Origin of the sequence: Cerasicoccus sp. TK19100 (assembly GCF_027257155.1) — a bacterium.
In the GTDB taxonomy this organism is placed as follows: Bacteria; Verrucomicrobiota; Verrucomicrobiia; order Opitutales; family Cerasicoccaceae; genus Cerasicoccus; species Cerasicoccus fimbriatus.
In genome coordinates, this window is the sequence record NZ_JAPWDU010000002.1 from 190417 (window position 1) to 210233 (window position 19817).

At 48.9% G+C, this 19817-nt stretch carries 12 protein-coding genes; 10 read left to right on the forward strand and 2 right to left on the reverse strand.

From position 1 onward, the window contains the following. The first annotated feature begins 70 nt into the window (after positions 1-70). The 10 genes from O3S85_RS04215 to O3S85_RS04250 all read left to right on the forward strand — a co-directional run bounded on the left by O3S85_RS04215 (position 71) and on the right by O3S85_RS04250 (position 18217). Positions 71-1627, forward strand: a complete 1557-nt coding sequence (locus tag O3S85_RS04215; RefSeq protein ID WP_269538048.1) for a type I restriction-modification system subunit M — start codon at positions 71-73, stop codon at positions 1625-1627. Positions 1628-1668: 41 nt separating this feature from the next. Continuing rightward, positions 1669-2874 (forward strand): restriction endonuclease subunit S, encoded by a 1206-nt coding sequence (locus O3S85_RS04220; RefSeq protein ID WP_269538050.1) that lies wholly within the window; start codon positions 1669-1671, stop codon positions 2872-2874. A 2-nt stretch (positions 2875-2876) separates the two neighbouring features. Beyond that, complete coding sequence (locus O3S85_RS04225) at positions 2877-6191, forward strand: DEAD/DEAH box helicase (RefSeq protein WP_269538051.1); 3315 nt, start codon at positions 2877-2879, stop codon at positions 6189-6191. 13 nt (positions 6192-6204) lie between these two features. Next, on the forward strand, positions 6205-7317 hold the full coding sequence (locus O3S85_RS04230; protein ID WP_269538053.1) for a hypothetical protein: 1113 nt from the start codon (positions 6205-6207) through the stop codon (positions 7315-7317). Positions 7318-7355: 38 nt separating this feature from the next. Next, the gene (locus tag O3S85_RS21250; protein ID WP_425499843.1) at positions 7356-7598 is read left to right on the forward strand and encodes a ParE family toxin-like protein; all 243 of its coding nucleotides are present in this window, start codon (positions 7356-7358) and stop codon (positions 7596-7598) included. Between the two features lie 120 nt (positions 7599-7718). Beyond that, complete coding sequence (locus tag O3S85_RS21195) at positions 7719-7865, forward strand: hypothetical protein (RefSeq protein WP_425499848.1); 147 nt, start codon at positions 7719-7721, stop codon at positions 7863-7865. Between the two features lie 69 nt (positions 7866-7934). Further along, a complete protein-coding gene (locus O3S85_RS04235) occupies positions 7935-9941 on the forward strand; it encodes a hypothetical protein (protein WP_269538055.1) in 2007 nt (668 codons plus the stop codon). Positions 9942-10041: 100 nt separating this feature from the next. Next, positions 10042-13221 carry an SNF2-related protein gene (locus tag O3S85_RS04240; RefSeq protein ID WP_269538057.1) on the forward strand — a complete coding sequence of 1060 codons (3180 nt, stop codon included), beginning with the start codon at positions 10042-10044 and terminating at the stop codon, positions 13219-13221. 20 nt (positions 13222-13241) lie between these two features. Beyond that, entirely contained in the window at positions 13242-14750 is a 1509-nt protein-coding gene (locus O3S85_RS04245) for a hypothetical protein (RefSeq protein ID WP_269538058.1), read from the forward strand. 32 nt (positions 14751-14782) lie between these two features. Further along, a complete protein-coding gene (locus O3S85_RS04250) occupies positions 14783-18217 on the forward strand; it encodes a DEAD/DEAH box helicase family protein (protein WP_269538060.1) in 3435 nt (1144 codons plus the stop codon). Positions 18218-18317: 100 nt separating this feature from the next. Here O3S85_RS04250 and O3S85_RS04255 read toward each other — a convergent pair whose 3' ends face one another. After that, the gene (locus O3S85_RS04255) at positions 18318-18926 is read right to left on the reverse strand and encodes a hypothetical protein (protein ID WP_269538062.1); all 609 of its coding nucleotides are present in this window, start codon (positions 18924-18926) and stop codon (positions 18318-18320) included. Then, positions 18835-19809, reverse strand: a complete 975-nt coding sequence (locus O3S85_RS04260) for a hypothetical protein (protein ID WP_269538064.1) — start codon at positions 19807-19809, stop codon at positions 18835-18837. Before O3S85_RS04260 ends, O3S85_RS04255 begins: the two co-directional genes overlap by 92 nt. Positions 19810-19817: the final 8 nt, after the last annotated feature.

A 19817-nucleotide genomic window follows, 5' to 3' on the forward strand; every position in this document is an offset into this window, starting at 1 on the left:
TCGTGCAGAAATCCAAATGAGAGTTTTCAATAATTGAGAATATTACCACGAATATAACCTTAGAATTCTTATGATTACCGGAGCCGTGAAAAACCAAGTAGACCAGATATGGGACGCATTTTGGGCAGGTGGAATTGCCAGTCCGATTAGCGTCATTGAGCAGATGACCTATCTGCTCTTTATTAAGGGTCTTGATGAGGCGCAGAGCCGGAAAGAGAAGCAGGCCCAGTTACTCGGCGGTGAAATCGAGAACCCCATTTTCCCAAAAGGTGACTTCAACAACCCGGTGACCAAGGAAAAAGTGCCCTTCGAGCAGCTCCGCTGGTCGCGCTTCAAGAATCTTGAGCCCCGTGCAATGCACAAGATCGTCTCGCAGGACGTCTTTCCATTCATCAAGAACCTGGGGGACAAGGAGTCGGCATTCGTCCACCACATGCGTGACGCCATTTTCCTCATCCCGCCGGAAAAAGCCGGGCTGTTGGCTCGCGTGGTGGATATGCTCGATGAGATCCCGATGCAGGATCGCGACACCAAGGGCGACCTCTACGAATACATGCTGGGTAAGCTGAGCACTGCCGGTGACAGCGGACAGTTCCGCACGCCGCGTCACATCATCAAGCTGATGGTGGACATGGTCCAGCCGCAGACCACCGATATCATCTGCGACCCGGCTTGTGGCACCGCAGGTTTCCTTGTGGCTGCGGTCGAGTATTTTAATACCGAGGACAAGCTGAAGCTCTTTAACAACGAGGCCTTCAAACAGCATTACCACAAGGACATGTTCAACGGTTTCGACTTCGACAGCACTATGCTGCGCATCGCCGCCATGAACATGATGCTACACGGCGTCACCGAGCCACAGATTGTGAATCGCGACTCGCTGGCGGAGGACCACGCAACCGAGGAAGATAAATACAGCCTCATCCTCGCCAATCCTCCATTTGCGGGAAGCCTCGATTACGAGAGCACGGCTAAAGACCTTTTGCAGGTGGTGAAAACCAAGAAGACTGAGCTGCTTTTCCTCGCGCTCTTCCTGCGCCTGCTCAAGCCCGGTGGCCGCGCTGCCGTAATCGTGCCCGATGGTGTGCTCTTTGGCTCGTCCAATGCGCACCGGGAACTGCGTCGCATGTTGGTTGAAGACCATAAGCTTGACGGTATCGTCAGTATGCCCAGCGGTGTGTTCAAGCCCTACGCAGGGGTATCGACTGCCATCGTTTTCTTCCACCGCACCGACTCCGGGGGCACTGACAATGTCTGGTTCTACGATATGAAGGCCGACGGCTTGTCATTAGACGACAAGCGAACGGAATTGCTATCCTTTGACAAACTGGGATCACGCCCGAAGAATCCCCTTTCAGAGGACGAGCACCTGAAGAATAATTTACCCGATATCCTCAAGCGTTGGCAGAATATTGACACCGAGGTCGATCGAACCCGCACCGATCAAAGCTTCTTTGTGCCCAAGGATGAGATTGCCGAGAATGACTACGACCTCTCAATCAATCGCTACAAGGAAGTGGTTTACGATGCCATTGAATATGATGATCCGAAGGTCATCCTGAAGCGCATCATTGATATCGAAAAGGCTATCAATGAAGGAAGTCGAGAATTGGAGGGAATGCTGTGAAGCAGTGTGAATTCCACAAAAAGTTAGAAGGTTAGCTATAAATGAAAAGCAAATCTATCAAACTGGTAGCCTTGAAAGAACATGCTAAATTTCTTCGTGGTTTAACTTTCAAACCGACGGATAAAGTTGATTTTCTTTCGCCCGATTCTGTTGCGTGCATGCGAACCAAAAATGTGCAAGCTGAGCTAGACGAAAGCGATATCATTGCGATACCAAAAAGATTAGTTAAAAATTCCGAAAAGTTGCTCTGCGAAGGGGATATTTTAGTCTCCAGTGCCAACAGCTGGAATTTAGTAGGTAAATGTTGTTGGGTTCCGAAGTTGTCATATGAAAGCACTGCTGGCGGATTTATTTCAGTGCTGAGACCCAAAGACGAAAAGCTTAATAAGCGGTATCTCTATCAATGGTTCTCATCTGAAGTTATACAGCATCAAGTTAGGTCATTTGGGAACCAAACAACAAATATCTCTAACTTAGATCATAAAAGAACTCTTAATCTGGAAATCCCGCTTCCACCGCTGGAAGAGCAAAAGCGCATCGCAAAGATTTTGGATGCGGCAGACGGCCTCCGGCAGCAGCGCCGCGAAGCCCTCACCGAACTCGACACCTTCCTCCAGTCCACCTTCCTCGACCTCTTCGGCGACCCGGTTACCAACCCGAAGGGATGGGATGTTATCTCGTTTGATAAAATTGGAAAATTTATCAGTGGTGCAACTCCAAGCAAACAAAGGGCCGACTTTTGGGATGGCGAATTTCCTTGGGTAAGCCCCAAGGATATGAAAGTGAACCGAATCGTCGACTCCATCGACCATATAAGTGATTCGGCATTTAAAGAAACGAACCTTAAACGTATCTCACCAAGTCATGTGCTTATTGTTGTGCGAGGGATGATTTTGGCGCACTCGTTTCCAGTAGCAGTTAACGAAGTTGAAATCGCCATAAACCAAGACATGAAGGCGATTTCCCCCGATGAGTCGTTTGATACAATTTTTCTATCGGAGTGTATACGAGGCCTGAAAACAAAAATACTTTCCGAGGTGTCAACTGCTGGTCACGGAACAAAACGTTTCGATGCCATTGCTATGGCAAAGATTAATGTTCCTGTCCCCCCCCTCGACCTCCAGCAGCATTTCGCAAAGATTGTCACCAAGGTCGAAGAACAAAAGACCCGGATGCGCGAACAACTGACCGAACTCGACGACCTCTTCGCCGCCCTCCAACAACGCGCCTTCAACGGAGAACTGTAGGTATGTCTGATAATGCAGAGCAGATGACCCTTGAAATCGAACACCTGAGCCTTCCGGCTTTGGTGTTTGAGAAGGTTGTGCTCGGCTTGGGCAGGATTCTGCATCAGTTGCATGCACCTCAGCAAATTCAGTGTTCACCGGGGGTGAAGCTAAAGGGACGACGTAAAAACGAAGCGTGGGAGTATCGCTGCACGGATGGCGCTAGATACCTCGTCACCTCAACCACCTCAGACAAGAAACGCGAGGGATATACCGGAATTCTCCTCCGTGATGAACGTAGGCTAACATGGCTCAAACACTCCACACTTGAAAACGGTAAACTCGACTTTGACGAAGGTACCCGGAATCAGATAAGTCTTTCGTGGGCGAACCGATTTACTTATCGGAAAGAATCCAAGGAGCCCGAGCAAAAGGGCCTTCGACCTCCTCAAATTGGTGCCCTTCATGCCATCGCGGCCCATTGGTCCCTCTCTAACGAAGCTGCGACCATCGTGATGCCAACGGGAACCGGCAAGACCGAGACCGTGCTATCTGTGCTAATCACGGCTCAGCCCAAGTGTATGCTGGTGGTTGTGCCCAGTAAGGCGCTCAAGGATCAAACAGTTAGGAAGTTCCAAACCCTCGGAATTCTTCCCGATCTGGGTGCGGTGCCTCATGAAATTGTTCGACCAGTAGTTGGCGTCTTGGATCATCAGTTGAAGACAGATGAGCACCTTGAAATATTTGAACAGTGCAATGTGGTTGTCGCTGTCGTCAATTCGCTCACCAGCGGCAGCTCCGTTTCGTATATTCAGGAAATTGCAAAACGGTGCAGCCACCTTGTCCTGGATGAGGCACACCACGTCGCAGCACGTTCATGGAGTCGCCTTAAGGATGCCTTCGCCAAAGAAGAAAAACCAATTCTTCAGTTCACTGCGACTCCATTTCGAGAGGACCGCTCTCCACTGGGAGGCAAGGTCCTCTACAACTATCCGCTCAGCCGAGCACAAAGCGAGGGCTACTTCCTCCCAATTAACTTTGAGGGCGTATTTGAAGTTGAACAAAGGACAGCTGATCAAAAGATCGCGGAGAAGGCGGTGGAACGTCTTCGAGCCGATATCGAAGAAGGATTCGACCATCGCTTGTTGGCACGCTGTCAGAAGATTAACCGAGCAAAGGAAGTATTGCAGATCTACGAAGCGATCGCCCCGGACCTCAATCCTGTGCTGGTGCATAGCCAACTTGGCAATGTCGATAAGCAGATCGAGGCGCTGATTAGTGGAGAGAGCAAGATTGTCGTCACCGTTAATATGCTCTCGGAAGGTTTTGACCTCCCCAGTCTCAAAGTGGCGGCTATACATGATACTTTTAAAAGTTTGGCAGTCACATTGCAGTTCGCTGGTCGGTTTCCGCGAGTCGGTTCAGGTAACTATGGTAAGCCAACGATCATTGCTAATACTGGATCGGAGGATGTTTCCCGAGCACTTCAAGGATTATACGATGAAGATGCAAATTGGGACAATCTACTGAACGAGCTTCAATTTGAAAAAGTAGCCGAACGATTGAGGTTCGAGGAATTTAACCGGCAATGTCAGGATCTGGGTGATGGGGAAATTTCAGAAGAATCGATCGCGGCTAACTTGAACGCCAAAAATCTGAATTTCCGTTTTAATACGGTAGTCTATCGAAATGCCCGAGACTTTAACCAGTTTGGTATCCGTCATGGCATCGAGCAAAATCATCACCTGGTTAGATCATGGGAGGTTCAAGATCAGAAAGTCGTCTTCTTCGTTACTCGACTTGTCGAGAAACCTCGATTTACCGATAACCGGTTGGTTGAAGATTCGACCTTCAACCTATACGTCGTCTATCACGATGAAGACAATCATCTGCTTCACATTGGTTCGTCGACAACCAGTATGAACTGCCACGAGAAACTGGCAAAAGCCGTTTCGGGTGACAGTGTGGAACGGATTCAGGGCGAAGGGCCATACCGGGTGTTCTGCAAGATTGAGTCATTGATGCTCCAACAGGTTGGGTTGTTCAGTGGAGGTGGTGCTCGGAACCACCGCTATTCCATGTTTGCTGGCGCAGACGTCACAGAGGCGATTGACCGTATTACGAACGACAATGCCATGAAATCGAACTTTTTTGGCAACGGTTTCAAAGAAGGAGGACCAATCGGTATCGGTTGCTCATCTAAAGGAAAGATATGGGGACGTGACACCGGTTCCTTAAGTGAATGGATCGACTGGTGTGACGGTGTCGCTGTTGATCTGCTGGATACCACTCTGGACACGAGGCAGCTACTAGAAAACGTTCTGTTGCTAGAAGTCATCAAAGAACTTCCCAATCGGGAGTGTTGGTTTGTTGAATGGCCTGAGCGTTTTAACAGTATGAGAGAGAGGGCTCTCTCCTTCCTTTCAGATCAGCACGACGAACCGTTTTACCGATGGGAAATTTCAATCAAGGAATACAGTCACGAAGAGAATTCCTACAAAATCGAGGTGACTCACGTTGACGGTCAAATCCCTACCTCAACCTATATCTTTAAACTCACTGATGGAGAGGGATCAGGTTACAATGCAACACTTGATAGTGGGCCAAATCTTCGCATCAAGGGCGTCAAAGGGGAACCTCTTCTTCATGAATATTTCAACGAGTATCCTCCAATCTTGAGTTTCACTGACCATGCCTCTTTGGAAGGAGCTAACTTTGTCGACCCAAAGTCAACCCCGCCCTCATTCCCGGAGGGGCAGTTGGAGGTCAAGAACTGGAGTGGCGTAGACATCCTTAAAGAGTCACGCTGGAAGGACGGAGCAATGCGGGGAGATTCAATTCAGGCGATTGCCATGGAATGGTGCGTCCAAGAAGGGTTCGACGTAGTCGTAGATGATGACGGCGCGAATGAGGTTGCTGACATCGTTGCAGTCAAAGAGGAAGGAAATGGTCTGTGCCTTCGACTTCTGCATTGTAAGTATTCGGCTGGAGAAGATCCCGGGGCTAGGATAAAGGATGTTGTAGAAGTCTCTTCTCAAGCGGTTAAAAATGTTCCCTGGATGTGGTCTCTGAGCGACCTCCAGTCTAGACTGAATAAGCGGGATCAAGATCGCATGAAGAAGGGAGCGTCACGCTTCTTTCATGGAGATCGTCCCTCCCTTAAGAAAATTGCACGCATATCACAAATACGTCCTAAATATACCAAAGAGATTATCATTGTTCAGCCAGGGATTTCAGCAGCCAGTTTGACGCCAGAAATGAGCTCAGTCCTTGGTTCTGCGGACTCATATATCAGAACTCGTTTGGGATGTTGTCTCAAGGTCTGGTGCTCTGCATAGCAGTGTTCTTGTTATGAAAAATGCCTACCTCGATTACTATATCCCCTTGGTCCAGCAGTTTTGTCAGCAGATGCAGGATGGTTCATTTGAGGCTTTGGAACACCTCCCCCAGCCATTCCTTCCCCTATTCGGAACCGGCTACGAACAATCGGCCTTCAAGCTGCTCTTTGTCGGTCAGGACACAAAAGGATGGGGATCGACAAGTGATTTCATTGAACGAGAGCTCAAAAGCCCGGGGGAATGCTTGGAAGCCATGTTTGGAAACATTGAAGGGCGACCTTTCACTGGCTGGGGAAAAAGCACCAATTCGTTTTTTGGCTTCGTTATGGCTCTCCTTGCTTCTGTTCATGGCATCGAAAACTGGAATGTGCTCAAATGGGGCGGTCATGAAGCTGTGCTGTCATCATTCGGATGGGCGAATGCAAATGCAGTCGAGCTATGGCCGTCGCTTAAAAAGCATGAAAGCCGGGTGCCAAAGGCTACTTTAGATGCAGCCCGGCATGCGGCGGCACATCTCAACCGCCTAAAGCACATGCTCGTGACTTTAAAACCCAGGGTTGTGCTCATTACCTTCATGGGCCTGAGCAAGTCGGAATTCTTCGAAGACCTAGATGTGCAGGAGCTCGATACGACAAATGAGAGGTTTCACCATTACAGAATCGATGATTACGATGTGGACATATTCCACACCTGCCATCCTGGTTACATGCGGAATTACGGAGGGCCATGGGGATTCCTTAATGAGCTGCGAGAGATTCTCAGAGCAAATGGCTTTGCCCCGGATTTCCCTGAGTTCGTCTCCACAGGTAGCGAGAGTGAGTCGGTGCTTGCACACCTCTTTAAATCTGCACCGACCCCGAATGGAGACAGTCAAAGAAAATATGAATTAGTTGCATGGGTTGCCAAGGAATTGAATAAGCATGGAGCTTTCATGTCCGTTCCGAGCTTCGTGCAAATGGCCAACGAGCTTGGGTATCGAACTGACTATGGGACGGAATACTCCGGCGGTCGGGGGTCCTACCGATTGATTCGCGGGGCCTACTGGCGCTATTTCGAGCGCGAACCGAATACCGCTCGTGCCATTGCAGAAGCCTTCCGCAAGCCAGATTTTACCTACGCATATTAGCCCGTTTTTTGTGGAAAATTGCATGCGACAATGCTCGCATGCGAACAATCCAGCTAACCCAATCTGAAACCAGGCGTTTGAATTATATCATTGAGTCGGTCGTGTCCGGCTCACGACATCCGGCGACCTTCAAGGGCAAGGCTCTCCAGCGGATGAAAAACACTGTTTCTGTGCCTCTCGGGCGCAACAAACGGATACTTTTTGAGCGGTCAGAAAATAAATACAGGTTTCTGCAAGTCGTTACACACGAACGATATAATCAGATAATTGCCCGGACCTGAAGCGCGTTCCGATTTTTTTGTGGAAAATTCCGTGGTCAAATGTGGGCACCGGAACGAACCGGAAAACGATAACAACCCAACAAAGGTAATAACATGTCCAAATCAGATAAAAGCAATCCTATGACCAGTAGCCGGGCCGCAGCAATTCAATCCGCATCGGCTAAAAGCGGGGGAGGCCAGGTGTCCAAGGGCTCCTTTGCAGCGCGTGCCCAAAGTGCTGTTTCCCGGAACGCCGGTGCGGGCGGACGCGGCGGTAAATCGAAGTAAGGCACAGTCACCAAACGGGGTTGCGGAGAAATATCCGCAACCCCTAAACTTTCAACAAATTTGAATACCATGAGCCGACCTAAAGAACTGGACAGTGCCTCCGCCATCGTCGAGGCCATTTTTGGAGAAACCATTACCGCTGAGGCGAAAGCACATTACGAGGAGCGGTTGCGATCCAATTATTTGCATAAAAAGAATGAGGACAAAATTCCCGGTCACTACCGTTGGCGATCCAACTATGGTGAGCGACGCCGCAGCCACCTTACCACAGAAGCCCGACATTACTTTGAGAACCTGCTATTGTTGGACAGCATTTTCCTGATGCCGAAGAAGGTGTTCGAAGTCTTGGGGGATGAAGATAAACGAACTGTTGAGGAGCGCGTTCGCTATGCGAAACATATGATACGGCAGCGTCGAGCGGAGCTGGCCCCAATTCAAGCCCAACGACAAGCTGTGCTCAACCAATCGGCATCTTGGGAAAATCTTCCGGATGACTTTGATCTATACCGGGATAGCTTGGGGAGTTTGCTGATTCAGGGCGGTCGAGTGAATTCACCGAAAGAAAACGGTGAGTCTTGGAAGTTCCCTCTGGCAGACAAAATCCGTCGGATCGAAGAGAGTCCAGAGTGGCAGGCCGGAGACCTTTCGAAGGCAGCAGAGCGAGCTATGTGCTTTCACGACCTAGGGAATACGGAATTGGCGCATGTGCAGATAGATGAACTGCTGGCTGAAAACCCCATGGAACCAGTGCTTTACTATGTCAAAGCGGTGCTTCTGATTGAAGGTGCCGCTTATCACTGGAAGCAATCGTTTTTACATCGCCAGTTCGGAGCAACGGGTATTCCACTGACTGCTGAGGAGCGTTGGCATGATGAGCAGGCTTCGGACCAAGCGATGGATGCGATGACTAAGGAGCAGCACGCGCTGGAGCAGTTGCTATGCTGTTATCAGCATTGGGATGAGAATAAGTTTCCAAATTGGGCACGTTTTGGCCGACGTCATGATGCCGAACTTCTCTTGATTCAGAAGATTATTGCCAAGGCATGTCTGCATCTAGATACGACCGTTTATATTGATTACAGCCGTGAGAATTCGGTTTTAACTAAGATCAGGGCATTTATTGAGCGTGTTCACTCAAGTTCACGTTTCGAGCATAATTTCTACAACCCTGCCCAGTTTGCTTCTTTGCTGGGTTTCTGGAAGCTCTGTCGCTTTTTAAACTCAGAGTTGCATGGGGCTTCAGTGAAGCAATGGCACGTAGCAGTAACGGATTGTTTCAATGAAACGCAGGAGGGTATCTGGCGCACAAGGGATTGGTTTGAACCGCCGCTCGATGGGCATATGAAGTTTGAGCATCCGTTTACCAACCGGTGGCCAGAGTTAATCGTTCGGGTCTGTGGCAATGCGGAGTTTATGCATGCATTGGATATAGCCAAGATCCCTCAGGATTTCTTGTCATTGATCGATAGGGCGCATGCATCTCAAACCGCAGATGGGCATTTGTGGAGCCGTATTCAGCTTGAATGGTCCCGGCTGGTTACAGAGTCCTGCGATACGCCGTTGAAACGGATTCAAGTATGTCGGTGCGCTCTTGAACATCTGCTTTGGACGGAGTCGGACTTTGGTAAACGCTGGCGGACGCACTGGGAGTATGCGGAAGTGCGCTGTCATTTTGATGCAGCGATGCTCCTGGCCGATCAGGATAAGCAGCTTGCACGTGACCACCTTGGCATTATGGAGGCACGGCTAGATCAGTGCCCGGACATCCAGAAAAAGGCGATGACGCTTTTTACCTTGGATCAATCCTACGACGATCTTGATGTCGAGAGAGATTCCGATCTCATCGGGAATGATATTAACATATTTATGCACGAAGTGGAGCCAGCAACGGAAGCCGCCGATGGATGGTCCAGGGCTCCTAAATCGGAAACCTTTGATAGGCTAATCTTAAATATTCCTGGAGCAGACTTCATGACACCCTCCGAAATGGTCGACCGCTTTGATTCAGTCCGCCAGAAGCTTCAGGATTTGAAAGGAAGTCCATTTGAACGGCTGAAAGCCTATTTGGAAGGCTGAAAAATCATGTCGGGCGGACCGTCGTCTGACGTCAGAAAAGCTGACTTCTCACATCAGGTGTTTACTTTATGGTGTATTCCTAATTTAAATTACGAGACTGATGCCAGAGAATGCTACAGATTCCGAACCACCTTTCGTAGCCGATGATTGGGTGATCGACACCGCCAATGGCCAGAAGGCGCAGTTCACAGGACGTTCCCGGAAAGTGGGATCGCATGTGATGGTCGAATTGCGTTACCCGGATGGTTCAGTTGCACGGAGGCCCCTGGGGGCGATCAGGACTATAAGCGCGGAGACCGGCACCACCGTCGTCGATCAGTTACGCAATGGTGCTTTTGGTAAATTGCGGGACATCCAGCGCCTCATTACCTTTCAGAAGCTCAAAGGGACGCTGCACGAGGTGGTTTACTCCATGGAGGCGGCGCAGATTGATTTCTACCCCTATCAGTTCAAACCGGTGCTGAAGTTCATTAACTCGCCCACCGAAAGATTGATTCTGGCCGATGAAGTGGGTCTGGGTAAGACGATTGAGTCCGCGCTCGTCTGGACGGAGTTGCAGGCCCGGAAACAGGCCAAGCGTTTGCTGGTGGTCTGTCCGAAGATTTTGACCGAGAAGTGGCGCGATGAGTTACGTTCTAAATTTCTCTTTGATGCCCGCATCGTGGACTTTCGCAATCTTCAGCAGGAAATAGCGGAACTGAAAAAAGCGGGACCGGTGCATCCCTTTGTTTTGATCGCTTCTTATTCCGGGTTGAGACCTCCCAAAGACGAAATTACGCTGCTGGACCAACCTGTGGATGCGGATCAGGCCGGGTCTGCAAAGACACGCTTTTTGCGTGATATCCGGCACTGGGACTATTCGTTCGCTCCTTTTGACTTGGTGATCTACGACGAAGCCCACTATATGCGTAACGCCGCGACCTCGACATTCAATCTTGGTGAGAGCCTGGCGGCACATGATGACACGGCGGTCTTATGCGTATCTGCGACTCCGATCAATAACAGCAACAATGATCTTCACAGTCTGTTGCGCCTGATTGACCGGGACTTCTTCGAGACTCAGGGCATGTTCGAAGAATTGCTTGATGCAAATCGCCCGACCGTGCGCGCCATCAATACGCTCTCAAGGCCAATACTCGATATGCAGGCCCTGGAACAGGAAGTCGACGGCATGTCGAGAAGTAGCTTCATTAACGATTCCCCCTTGTTCAAGCAGCTCTTGGAGCAACTGGATGCACTTGAGTCGAATCCATCAAATAAGGCCTTACTGGCGCGTGCGCAAGATACAGCGGAAAAGCTGAATCTGCTTGGTAATTACGTGAACCGGACGCGACGTGTGCAAGTCGAGGGCAAGCGTCCTGTGCGTGAAGTTAAAGTGCTCCCGGTAGAATATACGGATGAGGAAATGAAGCTTTACAGCACCATACTTGAATTGGTGCGCCGCCTCTGCGAGCGGGATATGAAACCTTTCCATGTGTTCCGGGTATTGGGCCTACAACTGAGGGCGGCGAGTTGCCTGCCAGTAATTGCCCAGGACATTCGGAATGGCCGTCTGGGCGGCTTGAGCGCCACAGTCGATGAAATGAACGAACTCTTAGCTGAGGGCGTTGGCGATGAAGTGTTCGAAGAATTCTTTGGTGGAGTGCAACCCGACGAAGAATATGAAGCTCCCGACTTAGCCGAATTGGTTGATTACGATTTTGAAAAACATGACACTAAATTCAAATCCCTGGCCGACCTGCTATCAAAAACGGCTGCGAAGGGAGAGAAGATAGTCATCTTTGCCTACTACCGACCGACACTCGCTTACCTTCGGCGTCGCTTACAGGATGAAGACTACGAGGTGGCTGTGATACATGGTGGCGTTGAGCATGAACAGCGCTGGGCAGAGTTGGATCGCTTCAAAGATCCGAATGGTCCACGCATTCTGCTTTCATCCGAAGTCGGTAGCGAAGGTATCGACCTGCAGTTCTGTAGCCGCTTGGTGAACTACGACCTGCCTTGGAACCCGATGAAGGTCGAACAGCGAATCGGTCGTATAGACCGTGTGGGTCAAAAGTCGGAAAAACTCTCGATCTTCAATTTTAAAGTAAAAGACACCATCGAGGAGCGACTCTATGACCGTTTGCACGCAAAACTGCTAAGATTTTCGAATAGCCTGGGTGACTTGGAGAAAGTTATTGGTGAAGAAGTCCAGAAACTGACCATCAAACTGTTGAGTCAAAAGCTCACACCGGAACAGGAGCGGGACCGCATGGAACTTGCAGCCAACGTAATTGAGAACCAATTGCTCGCGATTCAGGATCTGGAGGATTCCGGTGAAGCTTTAGTCGCACTTTCAGATTACGTGCAAAAGAAGATCAAGGAGGACCATGAAAAGGGTCGCTTCCTACAGGCGTATGAACTGGAGGACTACCTGTCTGACTTTTTCGAACGCAATTTTCCCGGGACGGAGCTTAACTTTAATACCCCTGCGGATGGGTGTATGCGCTTGAGGCTGAGCTACGATGCCCAAAGCTCCTTGTCTGAATACATCCGTAACGACCACACCTTGAGCGCGCGACCACTACGCCAGCGTGAATTTTCAATTAGCTTCCAGCGCGAAGCGATGGCGAGAATGTCAGCGGCACAACGCAAAGGAGTGACTTTCATCAATCACCTTTCTCCTTTGATCCGTTGGGTCACGCAACTCAACGAGCAGAGCGACCATGATTTCCACAAAGTGTCTGCTCTCAAACTGGAGTCGGGACAATTCCCGGTCGGCTCATACTTGTATCGCGTAGAGCGCTGGCTGTTCAAGGGACTGGCAACCCGTGATTCGCTAAGTTATGCGGTTATCGATTTGGACACCGGCAAGGTGCTCTCAGAAGATGAAAGTGAGCTCTTGGTCCAGGAGGCCATGCGTAGTGGGATCGACTGGGACTATGCGAAGTGGAACAGTGAAGCGATCATGGAGGCGTATGATCGGGTCACTGATGTTCAAGGTGAGTGGATCGGTGAGGCGTTTACCCGCTACGAGGCCGAGAACGATACTAATATTCAAATTCGTGTTCGACGAGCCTCCAACCACTGGGACCGCCTGATCCGCCAGAGTGAGCAAGCAATTAGCACAATGAAGGCGCTCGGGCGTAAAGAAAGCCAAATTCGTGGGCGTGAGACTCGGTTGAAAAACGAGCGTGAAAACAAGGCGCAACGGATTTCCGAATTAGAGCGAGGCGGTGAGACAGAGCCGAATCAATCTGAGATCGCTGCTGGTATCATTCAAATAACCAAATCTTAGAAATAGCAAAGGAGGAAGCAATGGCGGGATTCTTCAAAAAGCTCAAACAGCGCATCTTTTATGAAAAATCAGACCAGAAGCCTTCGATCCGTCCCGGCGACATTCCTGATGGAAACGCCGCAATACCCAAGTTTACGTTACCACCTCGGGACGAAGCACCTCAGCAAGCCGAACGGGATGCTTATTTCGTTCAGATCGGATTGGATTTCGGCACCTCCTTTACCAAAGTGGTTTGCCGAGACATCATGATCGATAAGCCATGGGTTTACATGCCGGACTATCCCTGCGATCCTGAACTGCCTTTTCTGATATCCAGCACAGTGTGTTTCAATGATGGGCGCTTTTCCCACCCGAAACGCCTGGATGGAGCCTATACCTCGACATCGCTCGTTCATGTGAAGATGGCACTGCAATGTGTGGGAGCGGCTGACACGACGAACAAGCATCTAGACGGTTATCGGGCACTTGTTCCAGAGGGCCTCGATCTGTCTACTTTTGTGGAGGCTTCTTGCATCTATTTACTTGCAGGAATCATGGGCGAGGTAAAGGGCGCTATTCGTAGCCGTTTCACCGGCTCGGTCGAGGGGGACCAGATACATGTGAATATGGCTGTTCCGGTGGCTTCCGCCGATGATGATCGGGTCGGAGAGCTTTTCGAGCGAGTCCTACGTTTATCCTGGTCAATGGCCGATGAAATGACGGGGCATCCGGAGTGCCTACTGCAGGAGGTCATTGATTCAATAGCAAGACATGAAGCAAACGCGGCTTCAGAGTCCGTGAAGGAGATTTGCTTTATTTACCCGGAAGTCAGTGCAAATGTTCAAGGCTTTATCCGCTCCCGCTCATCGCAACCGGGCTTGTATTTGTTTTGTGACACAGGAGCTGGCACCGTCGATCAAAGCCTGTTCCAGTTCAGCCGTAAAAACAGTGGTGACGAATATCTAATCTATCTATCGGCACAGGTTTTACCTATCGGTTCGTGTCGCATCGAAGAACTGGCGCTGGAATATTCGCCCGAACAAGGATGGAAGGCACTTGAGGAGTTTCGTAGGTTCAAAGAATCCGGAGCAAATGATCCACACCTGCAGAAAGCAAGATATGCCATCGGTAATGAATTGGAAAAGCGAACCAACCAGACCATTGCACTTGGAAAAAAGAAGCTAACCTCACCCAAAAGCATCAACGAACTGCGTGTAATCTTCGGTGGAGGTGGGCACTGCACCGACCCTTATAAAATTGGGGTGATGAAGCAGTTTGACAGCACGATATTTCGGAACGAGTTGATTGCACAACGTCGACGTGCCGAGCCCAATTTTGATCGAGGAATGCCCGATTTGCGCACCGAGTTCAATCTGAAGCCCGGCCAGGAACGCTGGTCCCGCCGACTGTCTGTCGCCTATGGTCTAAGTTTTGCGAAGATTGATCTGGCAGCATTCCGCTTACCCAAGGATGTTAGCACTCCATCCGAGGATGAGATTGTTAAAAAACGTGCAGTTACTGCACATGCGCCGACAAAGGATGATTGCTAATCATTAATCGTCTTAACTAGGCTACATGACACATGTCCAACTTCACTTTCCTGCGAGATGAGTTTCCGAAGCTTTGGGAGTCCACCCGAAGCCTCGAATCGTTGGCCCTGAATGATCCCCGTGCCAGTTGCTTCTACGCTCGCCGAACCACTGAACTGCTTTTGCACTGGCTCTATGAACATGAGTCGGCGCTGCATTTCCCATACTCTAGAAAGTTGGCGGCACTTTTAGAGGAGCCATCATTGCGGAATGTCGTTCCTCCTGAAGTCTTAACCAAATTACAGTATGTGCGCCAACTCGGTAATCTCGCGGTTCACAGCGGGAAGCGAATCCGTCAGTATGACGCGGTCCAAGCAACGAAGGAGGTTTATCATTGTTGCTTCTGGCTCGTTCGCACCTACACCCGCTTTGACCCCAAAATACTGGATGGCATCACCTTTGAACAGACCAGGCTCCCGGATCATGGTCGTGCCGAGAATAAAGTCACTACGGAGAAGCTTAAGGCGCTTGAAATCGAGCTGGCACAAAAAGACAAGGAATTGCTCGATAAGAATGAAGCCCTGAAGGGTTACGATGCCCAGATCAAGCAACTCCGAGCTGAGATTGCAGAAGCTAAGAAGCGAAACCTTAGCCGGGCGGTGGCTCACGATTACGGTGAAGCTGAGACTCGGGATAAGTTCATCGATCTGCTTTTGAAAGAGGCCGGTTGGGACCCAGGCTTCAAAGACGGCTCCATAAGGACTGCCGAATATGAAGTATCCGGAATGCAAAATACGAAGGGAATTGGTTTCGTCGATTATGTTTTATGGAGTGATGAAGGTAAGCCCTTGGCAGTAGTAGAAGCCAAGCGAACTCGCAAGGACGCACGGCTGGGACAAACTCAGGCTAAACTCTACGCTGATTGCTTGGAGCAGATGCACGGGCAACGTCCTATTATATTTTACACCAATGGCTATGAGCATTGGCTTTGGGATGATGAACGTTTTCCGCCGCGCCGGATTCAAGGATTTCTAAAACAGGATGAATTGAAGCTCATGATTGAGCGTCGCCAAAGCGCGAGCGATCTTGGTAAAGCTTACGTGGACAAGGACATCGCTGGACGCTATTATCAAGAGCAGGCGATCCGTCACATCACTGAGAGCATGATGCAATGCCAGCGCAAATCGCTGGTAGTGATGGCAACTGGCTCTGGAAAGACTCGAACAGTCGTCGCACTCTGCGATCTACTCCAGCGGTGCAACTGGATAAAACGAGTTTTGTTTCTTGCTGATCGGGTAGCACTGGTGAACCAAGCGGTGAATGCGTTCAAAACGCACCTACCACACTGCAATCCCGTTAATTTGGTTACGGATCGGGAGCAAACTTCGTCCCGCGCCTATGTATCGACTTACCCCACGATGATGGGCTTAATTGATGATACGGATGATGGACTCAAGCGTTTCGGCGCCGGGCACTTCGATTTGATCATTATAGACGAAGCCCATCGCTCTGTTTATCAAAAATATCGAGCAATCTTTGAATACTTCGATTCTTATCTTGTCGGATTGACGGCAACACCCCGCGATGAAGTTGACCGGGATACTTACGCTCTCTTTGAATTGAATCGGGGAGTGCCAACCTATGCCTACGAACTCGAACAAGCCGTTGCAGATGGCTATCTGACGCCACCAAAGCTTGTATCGGTGCCCATACGGATACCGCGCCAAGGGCTTAGCTATAATCAACTGGACGATGATGAGAAAGAACAGTGGGACATGACTGAGTGGGATGACGAGGGCAACATCCCGACTGATGTGGAAGCTCCTGCGATCAATGAATGGCTGTTTAATATTGATACTGTTGACAAGGTTCTGGAGCACTTGATGCAAAACGGTCTAAAAGTCGACGCTGGTCAACAGATCGGAAAAACGATCATATTCGCTAAGAATCACAACCATGCGATGTTTATTCAGGAGCGGTTTGATGCGAACTACCCCCACCTGAAAGGTCAATTTGCGAGGGTGATCGACAATAAAGAAAGTTATGCGCAAAACCTGATCGATAAGTTTTCTTCAACGAAACCCATCAAAGACGCCCCCCGCATTGCAATCTCGGTAGACATGTTGGATACCGGCATCGACGTGCCAGATGTGGTCAATCTTGTATTCTTCAAAATCGTCCGATCTAAAACAAAGTTCTGGCAGATGATTGGTCGAGGAACGCGCCTTTGTCCGGATCTCTACGGAGTCGGGGAAGATAAAAACGAATTTTTCGTATTTGATTTCTGTGGAAACTTTGAGTTTTTCAACGAACACCCCGAAGGTGTTGATGGGAGCACACAAGAGTCAATCGGAACCAAAATCTTTCGACAAAGACTAGAGCTTCTCGATGCCGTTCGTAAGCTTGAACCCAAACAGGATGAAGTGGTTATGATGGTAGCGGAGCCTGGTGGTAATGAAACCGGTTTTGAATCTTCTCTTGTTGATATGCTTCACGGTGAGGTTGCGTCGATGCCACTGGAGAATTTTATGGTTCGTGCGAAACGTAAGCATGTGGTAACCTTTCAACACAGAAAGCGATGGTTCGATTTATCAGAAGAGGACTTGGGTATCCTTCACCGTGAAGTAGCCGGTCTACCAACAAAGCTACTGCCTGAAGACCCAACCGCCAAGTATTTCGATCTTTTGATTCTTCGGATACAGATTGGGAAACTAAAAAGTGATCCGGCAATAGCTAAGTTAATCGAGACAGTGAAGACGATTGCTTCAGACCTTGAACAGGTGCAAAGTATCCCGGCGGTCAGAAAGCAACTTGTCTTGATTGAGGCGCTTCAGTCGGATGATTACTGGCAAGATATTACTTTACCAATACTGGAAGTCGTCCGCCTACGTTTGCGTGATTTGATCCGTCATATCGAAAAGCGCAAAAGAAAGATCGTAACTACCGATTTCGATGATGAAATCGGAGAATCGGTAGAGGTTAAAATCGCCGGGCTTGGAGCCGCCATTGATAAAGCACAATACAAGAAGAAGTTTCTCTCGTTCATTGAGGGCCACGAAAACGATTTGGCCCTTCAAAAGGTGAAGCACAATCATTCGCTGACTCGCCTTGATCTTCAGGAGTTGGAGAAAATTCTATTTGAGTCCGGCGGACTCGGGGACCGCGAGCAATTTGAAGCTTGCTATGGTAAGCAGGAAAATCTCGGTCTGTTCATTCGCAAATTAATCGGACTGGACCGAGGTGCGGCAAAGAAAGCTTTTGACCAGTATCTTGACAACAGCCGTTTTAATTCAAAGCAGCTGGCATTTGTAAATCAGATCATCGATTACCTGACGCAAAATGGCATCATGGAGCCGAAGCTGCTTTTCGAGCATCCATTCACAAATATCGCGCCAGAAGGACCAATGTCGGTATTTGATGAAGGCGATGCCTCCAATATCATCCAAATCATTAAGGTGGTAAACCTGAATGCCGAGGGCACTGTATAAGTCAGTCCGAGAATGGTTCTCTTCGCTATTTCGTTAGCATGAGTTACGAATACACATAAACAATTAGCTATAAATAGAATAGAGTGACTCGACTCAAACCTCAAACACTTTCAAGGGGTTTTATTCCCATGTGATCGAGGTACTTCACGACGCTTAGTAGCTGTAATTTTTCATCGTCTGAATTTGACGATTCAGCAATGGCCTCGATTTTAGCCAGGCCTGAGCAAATCATATGGATGTTGATGCCAGGAATCTTGGCTACTGATAATGCATGCTTAAGAATCTCCTCGCGATTAGAGTCAATAATTTGAATTGAAGATTTTAGTTTGTCTCGGATATGGCTCTCACTCTCTGTTAGCTTTGCAAGAGCATCTTCGTCCATGTAACTGAGATTAAAAGGTTCTATCGTTGCTACGATGATTTGTCTGAGTTCTTTTAGATAAGCTTCGATTTTGCTCAGATCTTGGGCACATACAGATTCTGTGTGCAGATTCACCAGCGTATAGCTTCCATTCTTTCTAAGTTGATGCAAGATATCAAATGCATCGTTAATCCCCTTATTGATGCTTGTATCCCTGGGGGCTTCATTGAAGAAACTAAGATAGGGCTCCCATTCACTATTTTTGGGGGTCGACTGGAGTGACTGCGGGACTCCTTCCTTCTGTTTTTTTTGTTTCTCTTTGATTATTTCGTAGGCGCTTTTTTTCATCATATTGCGTCGGTTGAACTTGTTTCGATTGCTTTACTAAGCGGTGCATGCCTTGGGCAAGTTCACGCTTTTCTTGTTCTTTTTTCCGGTTTCGAATCCTATCGAATTCGTAGATTTCGATTAGATTCCATCTCAATTGATGGCATAGTCCAAAGTCTCTTTGACAACGATCTAATAGTGCTTCTTTGGCGTCTTTTGAGCGGCCATAATATAGGTTCGCGTCTCGGCAGTATAGACGTTTCACGTGGAGATGCTCTAGGACTCGGGCTTGAGTTCTACTGTTTAGTCGCTTCCACGCTTCGAAAAGCTCCTCGTTGGTATAGTTTTTCAACACATCGGCGGATGTCAGGTCGACTATTGGATCTGGAATAAGATTGTCTTCACGCTTGTAGTTGAAAACGGTCAACATCTTCCGAAGAAAATAGTGGATTGACCTGTAGTTGGGTAGAGCGCGTGGAGATGCGTCCAGAAGGCCTCCATTGCCGCCATAATTCGCTACGATGAAATTGAACTCGATTGCCCCATCTGTATGTATGTGCTGGTTGAAAAACAAAGGGTAGTTATAAAAGTACTCCATGATGAGAGCTCGGTAGATGATTTTTATTTCATTGCTTTCTAGCTTGGTTGCAGATGGAAATCTCATTACATGCCAGTGAAAGAGTGCGTGTGCGGGGTTTGAATTGGGTCTTATAAGGTTTCGCAGGGCATTTACTTTTTTTGTTCTAAAGGTGAAATCTTCCAAACTATTACAAAAGAATGGAATCAATTTAGTAACCTTGATGTCCTTATGGTTGGCGTGCCGCTGGTCGTTTAGATAGGCATACCCTCCGAGTAATTGAGGTATTGTTGAAATTGAAATTCGATTGCAGTAGGGTGCTGGCATGACTGTTT

What these genes read in the sequence shown, in the direction of transcription:
- O3S85_RS04215 (WP_269538048.1), top strand. Translation starts at nt 71, where the DNA reads ATGATTACCGGAGCCGTGAAAAACCAAGTAGACCAGATATGGGACGCA.
- O3S85_RS04220 (WP_269538050.1), top strand. Translation starts at nt 1,669, where the DNA reads ATGAAAAGCAAATCTATCAAACTGGTAGCCTTGAAAGAACATGCTAAA.
- O3S85_RS04225 (WP_269538051.1), top strand. Translation starts at nt 2,877, where the DNA reads ATGTCTGATAATGCAGAGCAGATGACCCTTGAAATCGAACACCTGAGC.
- O3S85_RS04230 (WP_269538053.1), top strand. Translation starts at nt 6,205, where the DNA reads ATGAAAAATGCCTACCTCGATTACTATATCCCCTTGGTCCAGCAGTTT.
- O3S85_RS21250 (WP_425499843.1), top strand. Translation starts at nt 7,356, where the DNA reads ATGCGAACAATCCAGCTAACCCAATCTGAAACCAGGCGTTTGAATTAT.
- O3S85_RS21195 (WP_425499848.1), top strand. Translation starts at nt 7,719, where the DNA reads ATGACCAGTAGCCGGGCCGCAGCAATTCAATCCGCATCGGCTAAAAGC.
- O3S85_RS04235 (WP_269538055.1), top strand. Translation starts at nt 7,935, where the DNA reads ATGAGCCGACCTAAAGAACTGGACAGTGCCTCCGCCATCGTCGAGGCC.
- O3S85_RS04240 (WP_269538057.1), top strand. Translation starts at nt 10,042, where the DNA reads ATGCCAGAGAATGCTACAGATTCCGAACCACCTTTCGTAGCCGATGAT.
- O3S85_RS04245 (WP_269538058.1), top strand. Translation starts at nt 13,242, where the DNA reads ATGGCGGGATTCTTCAAAAAGCTCAAACAGCGCATCTTTTATGAAAAA.
- O3S85_RS04250 (WP_269538060.1), top strand. Translation starts at nt 14,783, where the DNA reads ATGTCCAACTTCACTTTCCTGCGAGATGAGTTTCCGAAGCTTTGGGAG.
- O3S85_RS04255 (WP_269538062.1), bottom strand. Translation starts at nt 18,926, where the DNA reads ATGAAAAAAAGCGCCTACGAAATAATCAAAGAGAAACAAAAAAAACAG.
- O3S85_RS04260 (WP_269538064.1), bottom strand. Translation starts at nt 19,809, where the DNA reads ATGCCAGCACCCTACTGCAATCGAATTTCAATTTCAACAATACCTCAA.